This window comes from Rhodoblastus sp. 17X3 (assembly GCF_030056575.1).
Classification (GTDB): domain Bacteria; phylum Pseudomonadota; class Alphaproteobacteria; order Rhizobiales; family Beijerinckiaceae; genus Rhodoblastus.
Map to the genome: position 1 here is coordinate 1 of NZ_JASHHX010000029.1, position 13,290 is coordinate 13,290.

Sequence of the window (13,290 nt, forward strand, 5' to 3'; positions counted from 1 at the left end):
CCGCGACAAGATGAAGGCGGTGCTGTCGGGCCAGTCCGACTCGGAATCCATCCTGCAGGAGGCGTCGGAAAGAGACCTCTCCGACTGATTTTTCATCGCGGCCGAAACAACGGGCCTTTCTCGCACGTATCAGCGGAAAGGATCTCTGTGGAGGACGCCATGAAAAATCGACGCCTGTTTTTCGCATTTCTCGGCATAGCGGCGCTCGCCGCGACCGGCGCGCGCGCCTTCCAGGTCCAGCCCTATGATCAGGCCGCCGCGCAAAAGGCGATCGCGTCCGGCAAGCCCGTGGTGATCGAGGTCTACGCCTCCTGGTGTCCGATCTGCCAGGCGCAGGCGGCGGTGGTGGAAGCCCTCAAGGACAAGCCGACCTATCGCGACATCGCCTATTACCGGGTCGATTTTGACGCACAAAAGGATGTCGTGAAGGCGCTCAATGCGCCGCGCGCGACCTTCGTCGTCTATCGCGACGGCAAGGAGGTCGCGCGCCAGTCCTGGGGCGCGACCGAGGAAGACGTCATGAAGATCCTGATGAAGGCGTCGCCATGATGTCGCTCTGGACCCTGCCTCTTTCCTTCGGCGCGGGGGTCTTGACCATTTTGAGTCCCTGCGTCCTGCCGCTGGTTCCGGTTGTTGTTGCCGGGGCGCGGGCGCAGGATCCGCGTGCGCCGCTGGCGCTGGCGGCGGGGCTGGCCGCGACTTTCGCAATCGTCGGCGGCTCGCTCGCTTCGCTCGGCGTTGATTTCGGTGGCGCGCCTTATGTGCGTGAAATCGTCGCCGTGCTGATCCTGCTCGTCGGACTGGCGCTGCTGTTTCCTCGATTCGCCGACAGGATGGAAGTGGCGCTGACTCCGTTGCAGCGGCTGGGCGGCGCCTTGCAGAGCCGCCTGCCGCAATCCGGCCTGCTTGGCCAGGCGGCGGCCGGGGCCTTGCTCGCGCTGGTCTGGGCGCCCTGCGCCGGGCCGACGCTCGCCGCCGCCTTCATCCTCGCCGCGAAGGGCGGGAGCCTGCCCTTCGCGATGCTGTCGATGGGAGTCTTCGCGCTTGGCGCGGCCGGCGCGCTGCTGGCGCTGGGCTATGGCGTGGGGCGGCTCGCCGGGGCGCGGCGCGGCGCCGCATTGGCGACAGGCGCGGCGGCGCGGTCCCTGCTCGGGGCGGCCTTTGGCGTGGTCGGACTGATGATCCTCACCGGCGCCGACCACTGGCTCGAAAGCGTCATCCTGGCGCATTCGCCCGACTGGCTGACCCGGCTGACAATTTCCCTTTGACCCGATGCTTCAGCGAGACGTCCGAAAATGCCGGCTCGACAAAGACCGCTGCGGCGCCCTTAAATCGACGGCCGAAGGGCAGGCGAACAGGGCAGGCGCAAATGGCGGACGAGTCATGGACCGAGGTTGACGCCTATATCGTCGGTAAGCTGCTTCCCGCCGATGCTGCGCTCGATGCGGCGCTGGAAAGGAATCGCGCGGAAGGACTTCCGGCGATCGACGTGTCGGCGGCGCAGGGGAAATTCCTGCATCTGCTGGCGCGTCTGGCCGGCGCGAAGAATATTCTCGAGATCGGAACGCTTGGCGGCTATTCCACGATCTGGCTCGCCCGCGCCTTGCCGGACGGCGGCAAGATCGTCACGCTCGAATATTCTCCCGCCCATGCCGCGGTCGCGCGCCAGAATCTCGGAGCCGCCGGGCAGGGCGACAAGGTCGATCTGCGCGTCGGTCCCGCGCTGGAGACGCTGCCGATCCTGGCGACGGAAGGCGCGATATTCGATTTCGTTTTTGTCGACGCCGACAAACGCAGCAATCCGGATTATCTGCAATGGGCCCTGCGCCTCGCGCGCGTCGGCGCGGTCATCGTGATCGACAATGTCGTGCGCCGCGGCGCGATCCTCGACGCCGCCAGCGCCGATCCCGATATTGTCGGAACGCGCCGGATGTTCGACGCCGCCAGCCAGGAGAAGAGGTGGAGCGCCACGGCGATTCAGACGGTCGGCTCGAAGGGCTGGGACGGTTTCGCCTTCGGCCTTGTCGAAAAGGCCTGAGCGATCGGACACGACGCCTTCAGCCGTTCAGCCGCCAGATTTCGAAATTGAGGGCCGCCGCATAGGCGACCCAAAGCGCGAGCGGCAGCAGGCAGAGGCCCGCGAGCCGGTCCAGCCGCCAGCAGGCCAGCGCCGTGGCGATGATCAGCAGTTCCTGCGGGATGATGTCGATCAGGCCGAGAAGGGGGCTGTGCGCGGCGAAAAAGGCGAAGCTCCAGACCACATTGAGCGCGAGCTCGGTGAGGAAAAGCCCGATGGCGAGGCCGCGTCCCGGCTGCGGCGGCAGGATGAGGATGCGCCAGAAAGCCAGCGCCATCAGGGCATAGAGCAGGGTCCAGGCCGGACCGAACAGGAAATTCGGCGAGGTGAACCATGGCTTGGCCAGGTCCTGGTACCAGGGAACGAGATTGGGAAAGGTCGCGAGCTGGCCGAGCAGCGAATCGAAGAAGACCAGCGCCACGGCGATGAGCGCGGCGCGGCGCGGGGGCATTCCGGGAACAGGCTTGCCAGGAACAGGACTGCCAGGAACAGGCTGCCCGGGTGCGGGCGAGGCGGGAATGGCGTTGGGGGCTGATGCGTTCATGCCCTAGCCTGCCGCATGGGCGCGAAAAGTCCAGTAGCGGTTGGCGGCGAAGCTCCAGAACATGACGAGTCCCGTGGTGACGACCTGCGCCGGAAGATAGGGCGCGCCCCAGGCGACGACGAACAGTCGCATCAGGCCCCAGGTCAGGAAGAAGCCGACGCTGGCGACCGTCGCGAAGCGCCAGCCGGCCTCGGTATGGGAGCGGTCGCTGTCGAACACGTGGCGGCGGGTGAGGATGTAGGAGATCGTCCCGCCGACGCAATAGCCGGACAGGGTCGCCGGAATGACGCTCCAGTGGGCCAGCTCCTTCAGGCCGATCAGGACGAGATAATGCGCCGCCGTGGCGATCACGCCGACGAGGACGAAGGAGGAGAATTGCCGGCGCAGCGACATTGAGGCGGGTCCGTTTCAGCGCGGGGGCAGGCTGGAGTAATAGGCCGCAAGCTCGCGCATGTCGTCGTCAGTCATCTTCCGGCTGATATAGAGCATTTCCTTGTGGCCGCGGCGGCCAGAATGGAAGGCCTTCAGCTGATTGTAGAGGTAAAGTTCGTTCTGCCCGGCCAGATTGGGGACTTCCGAGTCGCGGCTGATCCCGTCGGGGCCGTGGCAGGGGACGCAGGATTCCTGCCGTCCCACCGTATTGGTGGGCTCCGCGCGCGCCGCAACGCCCGCGCAGGCGGCGAACCCTGCGGCCAAGACGCAAAGCCGCGCGACGTCTTTGGACGGTTTTCTTTTCGGCATTGATCGATCCATAGGCGGCGCGGGTTAGGATTTCTTAAAATAGCAGCCCGAACGCGCGGCGACATTCCTTCTGGGGGTTCACAGAGCCGAAAAACTCGGCTAACAGGAGCGTCATATTCGGGCCGGACGTCTCCAGACCGAAACCCTCACCCCTCGCGGGATGACCAGCGGAGGACGCGCTCCGGCTTTTCAGCCGAAAGTGCGGCCTTTTTTTGTGCGCGGCGAATGGCCGCGCATACGAGCGCAGGCTGGGCCTACCCTCCGGGCGCCTGGATCGCTCCGAGGTTGAGGAATGGGGGTTCAGCCAGCCCCGCCGGGGCTGGCCAGGAGCGAATTCGACGAAAGGCCGTCGAGAGACGGGCGTCAGTTGACGCCCTTTGGCTGACGCGAGGGGCGCCTCGATCACTCCGCGATCGAGGCAAGAAAAGAAGAGCTTTCCTATGCCGAAACGGACAGACATCCAGACGATCATGATCATCGGCGCCGGCCCCATCGTCATCGGACAGGCCTGCGAGTTCGATTATTCCGGCGCCCAGGCCTGCAAGGCCCTGCGCGCGGAGGGCTATCGGATCGTTCTGGTCAATTCCAATCCGGCGACGATCATGACCGATCCGGATCTCGCCCACCGCACCTATGTCGAGCCGATCACCCCGGAAATTGTCGCCAAGATCATCGAGAAGGAGCGCTACGCGGTTCCGGGCGGCTTCGCGCTGCTGCCGACCATGGGCGGCCAGACCGCGCTCAACTGCGCGCTGTCGCTCAAGAAAATGGGCGTGCTGGAAAAGTTCGACATCGAGATGATCGGCGCGACCGCCGAGGCGATCGACAAGGCCGAGGACCGCGAATTGTTCCGCGAGGCCATGACCAAGATCGGCCTGGACACGCCGCGCTCGCATCACATCAAGACCCTGACCCAGGCGCTTGAGGCGCTGGAGGACATCGGCCTTCCCGCCATCATCCGCCCGTCCTTCACGCTCGGCGGCACCGGCGGCGGCATCGCCTATAACAAGGCGGAATTCATCGACATCGTCGAGCGCGGCATCGACGCCTCGCCGACCTCCGAAGTCCTGATCGAGGAAAGCGTCCTCGGCTGGAAGGAATATGAAATGGAGGTCGTCCGCGACAAGGCGGACAATTGCATCATCATCTGCTCGATCGAGAACATCGATCCGATGGGCGTGCATACCGGCGATTCCATCACCGTCGCCCCAGCGCTGACGCTGACGGACAAGGAATATCAGATCATGCGCGACGCCTCCCTGGCGGTGCTGCGCGAGATCGGGGTGGAGACCGGCGGCTCCAATGTGCAATTCGCGATCAACCCGGCCAATGGCCGCATGATCGTCATCGAGATGAATCCGCGCGTGTCGCGCTCCTCGGCGCTCGCCTCCAAGGCGACAGGCTTCCCGATCGCCAAGGTCGCGGCCAAGCTGGCGGTCGGCTATACGCTGGACGAAATCGCCAATGACATCACCGGCGGCGCGACGCCGGCCTCCTTCGAGCCGACCATCGATTATGTCGTCACGAAGATCCCGCGTTTCGCCTTCGAAAAATTCCCCGGCGCCGAGCCGACCCTCACCACGGCGATGAAATCGGTCGGCGAGGCGATGGCCATCGGCCGCAATTTCGCGGAATCATTGCAGAAAGCCCTGCGCTCGCTGGAAACCGGCCTGTCCGGTCTCGACGAGATCGAGATCGAGGGCCTGGGCAAGGGCGACGACATGAACGTCCTGCGCGGCGCGCTCGGCACGCCGACGCCGGACCGCCTGCTGATGGTGGGCCAGGCCTTGCGCATGGGCATGAGCGAGGAGGCGATCCACGAAGCCTGCAAGATCGACCCCTGGTTCATCGCCCGCATCGCGGAAATCGTGGCGCTGGAAAAGAAGATCAAGGACTTCGGCCTGCCCGCGGACGCGGAAAACCTGCGGGCGCTCAAGGCTGCGGGCTTCTCCGACATGCGGCTGGCCTCGCTCACCGGAAAGAGCGAATATGAGGTCGAGGCTCTGCGCAGGAATCTCGGCGTTCGCCCGGTCTACAAGCGTATCGACACCTGTGCGGCCGAGTTCGCGTCGCCCACGGCCTATATGTACTCGGCCTATGAGACGCCTTTCGCCGGGGTCCCGGCCTGCGAGGCGCGCCCGACCAGCCGCGACAAGATCGTGATTCTCGGCGGCGGCCCGAACAGGATCGGGCAGGGCATCGAATTCGACTATTGCTGCTGCCACGCCTGTTTCGCCCTGAGCGACGCGGGCTATGAAACCATCATGATCAACTGCAATCCGGAGACGGTCTCAACGGATTACGATACCTCGGACCGGCTCTATTTCGAGCCGCTGACCCGCGAGGACGTGTTGGAAATCCTCGCCAAGGAGCAGGAGGCGGGAACGCTCAAGGGCGTGATCGTGCAGTTCGGCGGCCAGACCCCGCTGAAGCTCGCCAAGGCGCTGCAGGACGCAGGGATTCCGATCCTCGGCACCTCGGTCGATTCGATCGACCTCGCCGAGGACCGCGACCAGTTCAAGCGCCTGCTCGACAAGCTTGGCCTGAAGCAGCCCAGGAACGGCATCGCCTATTCGGTGGAGCAGGCGCGCATCGTGGCGCAGGAACTCGGCCTGCCGCTGGTGGTGCGCCCGTCCTATGTGCTCGGCGGCCGGGCCATGGCGATCATCCGCGACCCCAGCGAGTTGGACGATTATTTGCTCGGCACGCTGCCGAGCCTGGTGCCGTCCGACGTCAAGGCGCGCTATCCCAACGACAAGACCGGCCAGATCAACACCGTGCTGGGCAAGAATCCGCTGCTGTTCGACCGTTATCTGGTGGACGCCATCGAGGTGGACGTCGACTGCCTGTGCGACGGCGAGGGCGTTTTCGTCGCGGGCATCATGGAACATATCGAGGAAGCGGGCATTCATTCGGGCGATTCGGCCTGTTCGCTGCCGCCGCGCTCGCTGTCGCCCGACATGATCGCCCGTCTGGAGGAACAGACGCGGAAGATGGCGCTGGCGCTGAATGTCGGCGGCTTGATGAATGTGCAATTCGCGTTGAAGGACGGCGAGATCTATGTGCTCGAAGTCAATCCGCGCGCCTCGCGCACGGTGCCCTTCGTCGCGAAAGTGATCGGCGCGCCGCTGGCCAAGATCGCCTCGCGCATCATGGCGGGAGAGACCCTGGCCAGTTTCGGCCTGAAGCCCTGGAAGGGCGGGCATGTCGCGGTGAAGGAGGCCGTCTTCCCCTTCGCGCGCTTCCCCGGCGTCGACACTGTGCTGGGGCCGGAAATGCGCTCGACCGGCGAGGTCATCGGTCTCGACCGCAGCTTCGACGTCGCTTTCGCCAAGAGCCAGCTCGGCGCGGGAACGAAGGTCCCGACCTTGGGCGCGCTGTTCGTCTCCGTCCGCGAGGACGACAAGCTGCGCGTGCTCGATGCGGTGAAAATGCTGGCCGATTTCGGCTTCAAGGTGCTTGCGACCGGCGGCACCGCGCGCTTCCTGAACGAGAAAGGCATCCCCGCGCAGCGGATCAACAAGGTTTCCGAGGGGAGGCCCCATGTGGTGGACGCCATTAAGAACGGCGGAATCCAGCTGGTGTTCAACACCACCGAGGGCGCCCAGGCGCTGGCGGATTCGCGCTCGCTGCGTCGCGCCGCCTTGCTGCACAAGGCGCCCTATTACACCACTCTGGCCGGGGCGCTGGCGGCGGCCGAAGGCGTGCGCGCCTTCCGTTCGGGCGATCTCGAAGTCCGGGCTCTCCAGGATTATTTCGACTGACCGATTCGACTTGCGGCGGCGGAGCCGGACGTTGACCTGGGCGTTGACCTGGGCGTCCGCCTGTACCATCATCGCCGTTCTGGCTGACAGCCGATGACGCGCCCCATGGGGCGCGTCACGCTTTTAGCCCCTTCGCGCACCAGGCCTTCGCGTTCAATGGGGCGCGTCACGAATTTTGCCCCCGGCGCCGCCGCCCGTGCGCGCCCAAGAGAGAATTTGAAAGAGTCGCAGGATGGAAAAGCTGCCAATGACCGTCGCCGGATATGCGGCTCTCGAGGTGGAGCTGAAGCGCCGCCAGCAAGAGGAGCGTCCGCGCATCATTCAGGCCATATCCGAAGCGCGGTCGCACGGCGACCTGTCCGAGAACGCGGAATATCACGCCGCCAAGGAATCGCAGTCCCTCAATGAAGGCCGGATCGCCGAGCTGGAGGACAAGCTTTCGCGCGCGGACATCATCGACGTCACCAAGCTGTCGGGCAACACCGTGAAATTCGGCGCGACCGTCACGCTGATCGACGAGGACACCGAGGCCGAGAAGCGCTACCAGATCGTCGGCGACATGGAGGCGGACGTGAAATCGGGCAAGATCTCCATTTCCTCGCCGATTTCCCGCGCCCTGATCGGCAAGAGGGTGGGCGACACCGTGGAAGTGAACGCGCCCGGCGGCGGCAAGAGCTACGAGATCGTGAAGATCGACTTCATCTGAGGCGCCGGCCTCGATCCATCGCCGTCAACACGTCAAGATCAGGCCTGGCCGCATCGAAAGGCGCGTCCAGCGTCCGGAGCGCCCCTTTTTGCCCATCCGCTCGTCGCGCCTCCGCCCCGGAGGTTCACGGATGGCCCTGGTTCGTGTAAGAGGCCTTTTCGGCGCGAAGCCGAATCCAGCGCACGCAGGACAGGGAGCAGCGAGCCATGGCCGTCGACGCCGCTGAAAGACAGGCGCAGTCCGGGCGTCCAACCGCAGCAACCACCCTGCAGTCCGGGGTCGATCTGTCGCGGCACGCCCTGCCGGGCCATTCGCGCAATGGTTTTGACGTGTTGCGTGTCTTTGCGGCCACACTTGTCATATTCGGCCACGCTTTTCCGTTGACCAAGGCCGTCTCACCGGGCCTCATGGGCAATGGCGTCCAGACGATCGGCGTCAAAATATTCTTTATTATCAGTGGCTTCCTGATCACGTCGAGTTGGCGCAAGGATCCGCATGTGGTCCGCTACGCCTTGCGCCGCTTCCTGCGCATCATTCCAGGCCTGTTCGTCGTCACGGCCCTGTGCGCGCTCGTGCTTGGCCTCGCCTTTACCGAACTGCCCTGGCGGCAATATCTGGCCAGCGGCGGCGTATGGCGCTATTTCCGCAATGTCCTGCTCTATCCGGTTTACGATCTTCCCGGCGTTTTCGCCGCGAATCCCTATCCGGTTGCGGTCAATGGATCGCTCTGGAGCCTGCCGGTCGAGGTTGCGATGTATATCGTGACCCCGATCTTGATCGGCTTCGACCGCAGCCGGGAGAAGCTGTTCCTGCCGCTGTTCGTCGCGTTTACGCTGGTTGGCGGCCTCTATTTCGTTCGGATCGCGCCTCCGGCTGCGCCGATTGTCGTCTATGGCACCAATATCGTCTCCCTTCTCGACGTTGCGGTCTATTTCTACCTCGGCGCCGTTTTCGCGGTTTTTGACCTTCATAAGCAGAATCGGCCCCTTGCCGCGCTTCTCCTGCTGTCGGGCGCGGCCTATGCGGCGCGTGACGGACTTTACGGCGAGATCGCCCTTCTGCTGTTTCTCCCCGCCACCGTGATCGCGATCGGCTCGCTCCGTTTTCCGCTCTGGGACAGGTTGACCCGTGGCGCCGACGTGTCCTATGGCCTTTATCTCTATGGTTTTCCGATCCAGCAGGCGATCGCCGCGCTTTTTGATCCGGGCCGCAACCCGATCGGCAATTTTCTGATTTCCTTGCCCTTAACGCTGGCATTCGCAATTATTTCGTGGTTCTGGGTTGAAAAGCCTATTTTGATGCATAAGCCGACCCGCTCGTCGGGCGGCCTCTAGGAGGTGAATTGTGACCCGAACTGCTTTGGTCACCGGCGGCGCCGGATTTATCGGCTGCGCCATTTCTGAAGGTCTCGCCGAACGTTTCGATCGCATCGTCGTCGTCGACAATCTGCATCCCCAGGTTCACAAGGAGCGGGTCCGCCCCGCCGCCCTCGCCAAGAAAGTCGAACTGGTCGTCGGCGACGTCACCGACCGCTCGGTCTGGGACTCCGTCCTCGCCGATTTCGCCCCTGACGTCGTGATCCACCTCGCCGCCGAGACGGGAACGGGGCAGTCGCTGACGGAATCGACCCGTCACGGCCACGTCAATGTTGTCGGCACCACAGTCATGCTCGACGCCCTGTCGCATTCCGGCAACCTGCCGAAGAAGATCGTCCTGACCAGCAGTCGCGCCGTCTATGGCGAAGGACCCTGGGCCGCCCCCGGCTCTAAGGAGACCGTCTATCCGGGCCAGCGCTCCAACGAGCAGCTCGCCGCCTCGCAATGGGATTTTCCGGGCCTCGCCCCGAAACCCATGGACGGCCGCGTCACGCGTCCCAGCCCGGTCAGCGTCTATGCCGCGACCAAGCTGGCGCAGGAGCATATTCTGACCTCCTGGGCCATTCCCTATGGCGTGAAAAGCACCGTGCTGCGCCTGCAGAACGTCTATGGCCCCGGCCAGTCGCTGAGCAATCCCTATACCGGGATCGTCTCGCTGTTCTGCCGTCTCGCCCGCGAAGGCAAGTCGATCCCGATCTATGAGGACGGGCTCATGCTGCGCGATTTTGTCCTGATCGACGACGTTGCGAGCGCCATTCTCGCCGCGGTCGATTGTGAGGCGCCGACCCCGCTGCCGATGGACGTCGGCGTTGGCGTCGCCTCTACCATCGCGGAAGTCGCCGCCAAGATCGCCCGCAACTATGGCGCGCCGGCGCCCCATGTCTGCGCCAAATATCGCTTTGGCGACGTTCGCCACGCGTCCTGCACGATCGAGGGGACGGTCGCCGTCCTTGACTGGCAGCCCGTCAATGACGTCGACGCCGGCCTGTCCAAGCTGCAGGCCTGGATCGAGACGCAGCTCGAACCGGTGAGGCAGGACGCGTGACGTCGGAGGCGCCAGCCGAGACGCGGCCGGTGGCGGAATGCTCCCGCGACGTCCCGTTCGTGGCCGGTCCCGTTTCGATCGGCGTCCAGTCGGTGCTCTATGGCAACAATGCAGCGCAGGTGCGACGGGCGATCGCCAGTCTCGCCCGCGCGGCGGAGTTGGCGATCGGTGAAGGGCTGGCGACGAGCGTGTCCCTGCGCCTGGGCGACAGCTCCCCTCGGCCATGCCTGCCTGCCGATTTTGCGCAGGAGGAGTTCCAGCGCCATCGGGAGATCCTTGGCGTCGAATATGATTTTTTCGACGGCAATCTCGGCTCCGCCGGCGGGCATAATCGTCTGGCCGCAGGCAACAAGGCGGATATGCTGCTGATCCAGAACCCCGACGTCCTCATCGGTCCCCGGGCGCTCGGCGGCCTGCTGGATTGTTTCCGCAAGGCGGGCGTCGGCATGGCGGAAGCCAAGCAATTGCCGATCGAGCATCCGAAGGATTACGATCCCGTTACCGGCGAGTGCAGCTGGGCCACTACCGCCTGTGCGATGATTCCCGCGTCCCTGTTCCGAAAAATCGGCGGCTTCGACGCCGAGTCCTTTTTCCTTTATTGCGATGATGTCGATTATTCCTGGCTGACCCGTCTTCAAGGCTATTCGGTGATCTTTCAGCCGGCGGCGACCGCTTTCCATGACAAGCGGCTTGCGGCGGACGCCAGTTGGGCTCCTTCCGCGTCCGAGCGCTATTATTCCGCCGAAGCCGCGCTGTTTCTCGCTCACAAATGGTCGCGTCTCGATATCGTCGAGGAGTGCCTGGCCATGTTCGAGGCGTCGAGCAATCCGGATATGTTGCGGGCCGCGAAGACCTTCGCCGACCGGCGCGCGAACGGCTCCTTGCCGACTCCGCTCGATCCCGGAAATCAGATCGGCCAGTTCATCAACGAGAGATACGCCAAACACAGGTTTGCGTTATGAGTTCGAATCCTGACGAAGAAAAGCTATATGATTTCGGCTTCTACGTCGGCAGCGTCTATGATCATGCGCTGAATCTCCTGGCCGCGCATGGCACTGATCAATCCCCCCAGGGACTTCATCTCGACATCGGCTGCGGCTTCGGCCGAATGGCGGAGCCGCTCACCCAGCGTCTCGGCCGGGCTTATGTTGGCCTCGACGGCGCGGGCGCTGGCCTCGCCAGCCTCCGGGAGCGCGGTTTTGAAGCCCATAATATGATCCTCGACGATGAGGAGCGGACATTCGCACGGCTGAATGCGGTTGTCGGCGGGCGCCGTGTGGCGTCGATCACCTTTCTTGACGTCATCGAACATCTCGTCGACGGTCCCGCGACGCTCCGCGCCATCGCGCGGCTGGCGGCGGAGCATGGCGCGCTCGTGGTCGTGTCGACGCCGAACGTGGCGCATGCCGACATCGGGTTCAAGCTGGCGTTCGGACGCTGGGACTACACCGATCACGGGCTCCTCGACCGCACCCACGTTCATCTTTATGACGAGCGGCTTTTCACCGCCAGCCTGAAGCAGGCCGGTCTCATTCCGATCGCGGCGCTGGACGTGGTGCGCGTGGTGAGCGACCAGGCCTTCCCGGCGGATCATCCCGCTCTGGCCACGGGAACCCTGCTCAACGAGCGTCTGAGCGAATTGCGGCAGTCGGCCGATCCCTGGGCGGCGACCTTCGAATTCGTCAGGATCTGCGTTCCCGGCCCCCGGCTGAACGCGATTACTTATGTCGTCGAGCGGGAGCCGGCGCGGCCCTTTCTTTCCGTCGTGATTCGCACGCAGGGCAAGCGCCTGCACACGCTTTCCGAAACGCTGCTCTGCCTGACGGGGCAGACCGATGATGATTTCGAAGTCATCCTGCTGGGCCATCGCGTCCAGCTCGAACTGCGCCGCAAGGTCGAGCGGGCGATCGAGGATATGCCGGAATGGATGCGCCAGCGCAGCCGGCTGATCTGGGTCGAGACGGGAAATCGGACCGAACCGCTGAATGTCGGCTTCGAACAGGCGCGCGGGCGCTATATCGCAATTCTGGATGACGACGACATTCCCATGGCCCATTGGGTCGAGGAATTTCGCAAGCTTGCCGAATTGGCGCCAGGCCGCGTCCTGCGGTCGGCGGTCGTTCGTCAGGACGTCGACAATGTCGAGGTCGAAGGCAGCCCCGGACTCCGCGCCGAAGGGCCTCTGGAGCAGGCCTATCCTTCCGAATTCGACCTGCTCCGGCATCTCTACGAGAACCATAGCCCTCCTGTCGGTCTGGCCTTTCCCCGCGGCGCTTTCCATGATCTCGGCATTCGTTTCGACGATGCGCTGACGACTGTGGAGGACTGGGACTATCTCATGCGGGTCGCCGCCGTGACCGGCGTCGTCTCCAATCCCGAGATTACGTCGGTCTATCGCTGGTGGCCGCGCGCCGCAAGTTCGCGCACACTCCATTCCCAGGAGGAATGGCTTCAAAATCGCCGCCGCGTCCTGAAAAAACTCGACGATTCGATTTTCCTGCTCCCCAAGGGCATGGCGTCGACCTTGGCCGTGGGCGTGGCCGGCGGGTTCTTTGAGACGGGCCCTGAAGCCAAGGAAGCGCTCGAAACAGGCGTTGAAAGCAATGACGCGCTGCTGGCGGCGGCCAAGGCGGATATCGCCCGCTATGGCGGCCGTAGGAGGCTCGCTCCGGGTCCGATTCGTTTCGCGATCTCCTGCCTCCGCGGGGTCGCGCTTCGCCTGCGGTATCGCCGCAAGATGAAAAAGGTAGCAAAATCAGCCTTTTTCAATTCGGCCTGGTACGCTTACATCTATCCCGACGTAGTGAAGGCGGGACTTGATCCGCTGGTTCATTATGTGGCATGGGGTGGGCGCGAAGGGCGCGATCCCGGGCCCTATTTCGATGCTCAGGCCTATCTCCAGGCCAATCGGGATGTCGCGGCGGCGCGGCTGGACCCACTGCTCCATTACATCGAGATGGGCTGCAAGGATGGGCGAGCCATTACGCGATCCAAGCGGACGAGGCCTGATGGAGCCTAGTCGCTTGCAACGCGACCG

At 64.2% G+C, this 13,290-nt stretch carries 12 protein-coding genes; 9 read left to right on the plus strand and 3 right to left on the minus strand.

Annotated elements, in window-relative coordinates:
* Positions 1-159 precede the first annotated feature (159 nt).
* From QM467_RS18415 to QM467_RS18425, 3 genes are all read left to right on the plus strand, one after another.
* Entirely contained in the window at positions 160-549 is a 390-nt protein-coding gene (locus QM467_RS18415; protein ID WP_283367797.1) for a thioredoxin family protein, read from the plus strand.
* Positions 549-1,268, plus strand: coding sequence for a cytochrome c biogenesis protein CcdA (locus QM467_RS18420; RefSeq protein WP_283367798.1), 720 nt, complete (start codon positions 549-551; stop codon positions 1,266-1,268). The genes QM467_RS18415 and QM467_RS18420 overlap by 1 nt, the downstream gene beginning before the upstream one ends.
* A 101-nt stretch (positions 1,269-1,369) precedes the next feature.
* Entirely contained in the window at positions 1,370-2,038 is a 669-nt protein-coding gene (locus QM467_RS18425) for an O-methyltransferase (RefSeq protein ID WP_283367799.1), read from the plus strand.
* 19 nt (positions 2,039-2,057) lie between these two features.
* On the opposite strand, the gene QM467_RS18430 is transcribed toward QM467_RS18425, so the two are convergent.
* The 3 genes from QM467_RS18430 to QM467_RS18440 are packed head-to-tail and all read right to left on the minus strand — an operon-like array spanning position 2,058 to position 3,362.
* Entirely contained in the window at positions 2,058-2,621 is a 564-nt protein-coding gene (locus QM467_RS18430; protein ID WP_283367800.1) for a TspO/MBR family protein, read from the minus strand.
* Between the two features lie 3 nt (positions 2,622-2,624).
* The gene (locus QM467_RS18435) at positions 2,625-3,014 is read right to left on the minus strand and encodes a GtrA family protein (protein ID WP_283367801.1); all 390 of its coding nucleotides are present in this window, start codon (positions 3,012-3,014) and stop codon (positions 2,625-2,627) included.
* Between the two features lie 15 nt (positions 3,015-3,029).
* The gene (locus tag QM467_RS18440; RefSeq protein WP_283367802.1) at positions 3,030-3,362 is read right to left on the minus strand and encodes a c-type cytochrome; all 333 of its coding nucleotides are present in this window, start codon (positions 3,360-3,362) and stop codon (positions 3,030-3,032) included.
* Positions 3,363-3,802: 440 nt separating this feature from the next.
* Here QM467_RS18440 and carB point away from each other — a divergent pair, with 440 nt between their 5' ends.
* The 6 genes from carB to QM467_RS18470 all read left to right on the plus strand — a co-directional run bounded on the left by carB (position 3,803) and on the right by QM467_RS18470 (position 13,272).
* Positions 3,803-7,126, plus strand: coding sequence for a carbamoyl-phosphate synthase large subunit (gene carB / locus QM467_RS18445; protein WP_283367803.1), 3,324 nt, complete (start codon positions 3,803-3,805; stop codon positions 7,124-7,126).
* A 232-nt stretch (positions 7,127-7,358) separates the two neighbouring features.
* On the plus strand, positions 7,359-7,832 hold the full coding sequence (greA, locus tag QM467_RS18450) for a transcription elongation factor GreA (RefSeq protein WP_283367804.1): 474 nt from the start codon (positions 7,359-7,361) through the stop codon (positions 7,830-7,832).
* Positions 7,833-8,038: 206 nt separating this feature from the next.
* Complete coding sequence (locus QM467_RS18455; RefSeq protein WP_283367805.1) at positions 8,039-9,166, plus strand: acyltransferase family protein; 1,128 nt, start codon at positions 8,039-8,041, stop codon at positions 9,164-9,166.
* Positions 9,167-9,176: 10 nt separating this feature from the next.
* On the plus strand, positions 9,177-10,253 hold the full coding sequence (locus tag QM467_RS18460; protein ID WP_283367806.1) for an NAD-dependent epimerase/dehydratase family protein: 1,077 nt from the start codon (positions 9,177-9,179) through the stop codon (positions 10,251-10,253).
* Positions 10,250-11,215, plus strand: a complete 966-nt coding sequence (locus QM467_RS18465; RefSeq protein WP_283367807.1) for a glycosyltransferase family 2 protein — start codon at positions 10,250-10,252, stop codon at positions 11,213-11,215. Before QM467_RS18460 ends, QM467_RS18465 begins: the two co-directional genes overlap by 4 nt.
* Positions 11,212-13,272 carry a methyltransferase domain-containing protein gene (locus QM467_RS18470; protein ID WP_283367808.1) on the plus strand — a complete coding sequence of 687 codons (2,061 nt, stop codon included), beginning with the start codon at positions 11,212-11,214 and terminating at the stop codon, positions 13,270-13,272. The genes QM467_RS18465 and QM467_RS18470 overlap by 4 nt, the downstream gene beginning before the upstream one ends.
* Positions 13,273-13,290 lie beyond the last annotated feature (18 nt).

What these genes read in the sequence shown, in the direction of transcription:
- QM467_RS18435 (WP_283367801.1), bottom strand. Translation starts at nt 3,014, where the DNA reads ATGTCGCTGCGCCGGCAATTCTCCTCCTTCGTCCTCGTCGGCGTGATC.
- greA (WP_283367804.1), top strand. Translation starts at nt 7,359, where the DNA reads ATGGAAAAGCTGCCAATGACCGTCGCCGGATATGCGGCTCTCGAGGTG.
- QM467_RS18455 (WP_283367805.1), top strand. Translation starts at nt 8,039, where the DNA reads ATGGCCGTCGACGCCGCTGAAAGACAGGCGCAGTCCGGGCGTCCAACC.
- carB (WP_283367803.1), top strand. Translation starts at nt 3,803, where the DNA reads ATGCCGAAACGGACAGACATCCAGACGATCATGATCATCGGCGCCGGC.
- QM467_RS18440 (WP_283367802.1), bottom strand. Translation starts at nt 3,362, where the DNA reads ATGCCGAAAAGAAAACCGTCCAAAGACGTCGCGCGGCTTTGCGTCTTG.
- QM467_RS18415 (WP_283367797.1), top strand. Translation starts at nt 160, where the DNA reads ATGAAAAATCGACGCCTGTTTTTCGCATTTCTCGGCATAGCGGCGCTC.
- QM467_RS18425 (WP_283367799.1), top strand. Translation starts at nt 1,370, where the DNA reads ATGGCGGACGAGTCATGGACCGAGGTTGACGCCTATATCGTCGGTAAG.
- QM467_RS18420 (WP_283367798.1), top strand. Translation starts at nt 549, where the DNA reads ATGTCGCTCTGGACCCTGCCTCTTTCCTTCGGCGCGGGGGTCTTGACC.
- QM467_RS18430 (WP_283367800.1), bottom strand. Translation starts at nt 2,621, where the DNA reads ATGAACGCATCAGCCCCCAACGCCATTCCCGCCTCGCCCGCACCCGGG.
- QM467_RS18470 (WP_283367808.1), top strand. Translation starts at nt 11,212, where the DNA reads ATGAGTTCGAATCCTGACGAAGAAAAGCTATATGATTTCGGCTTCTAC.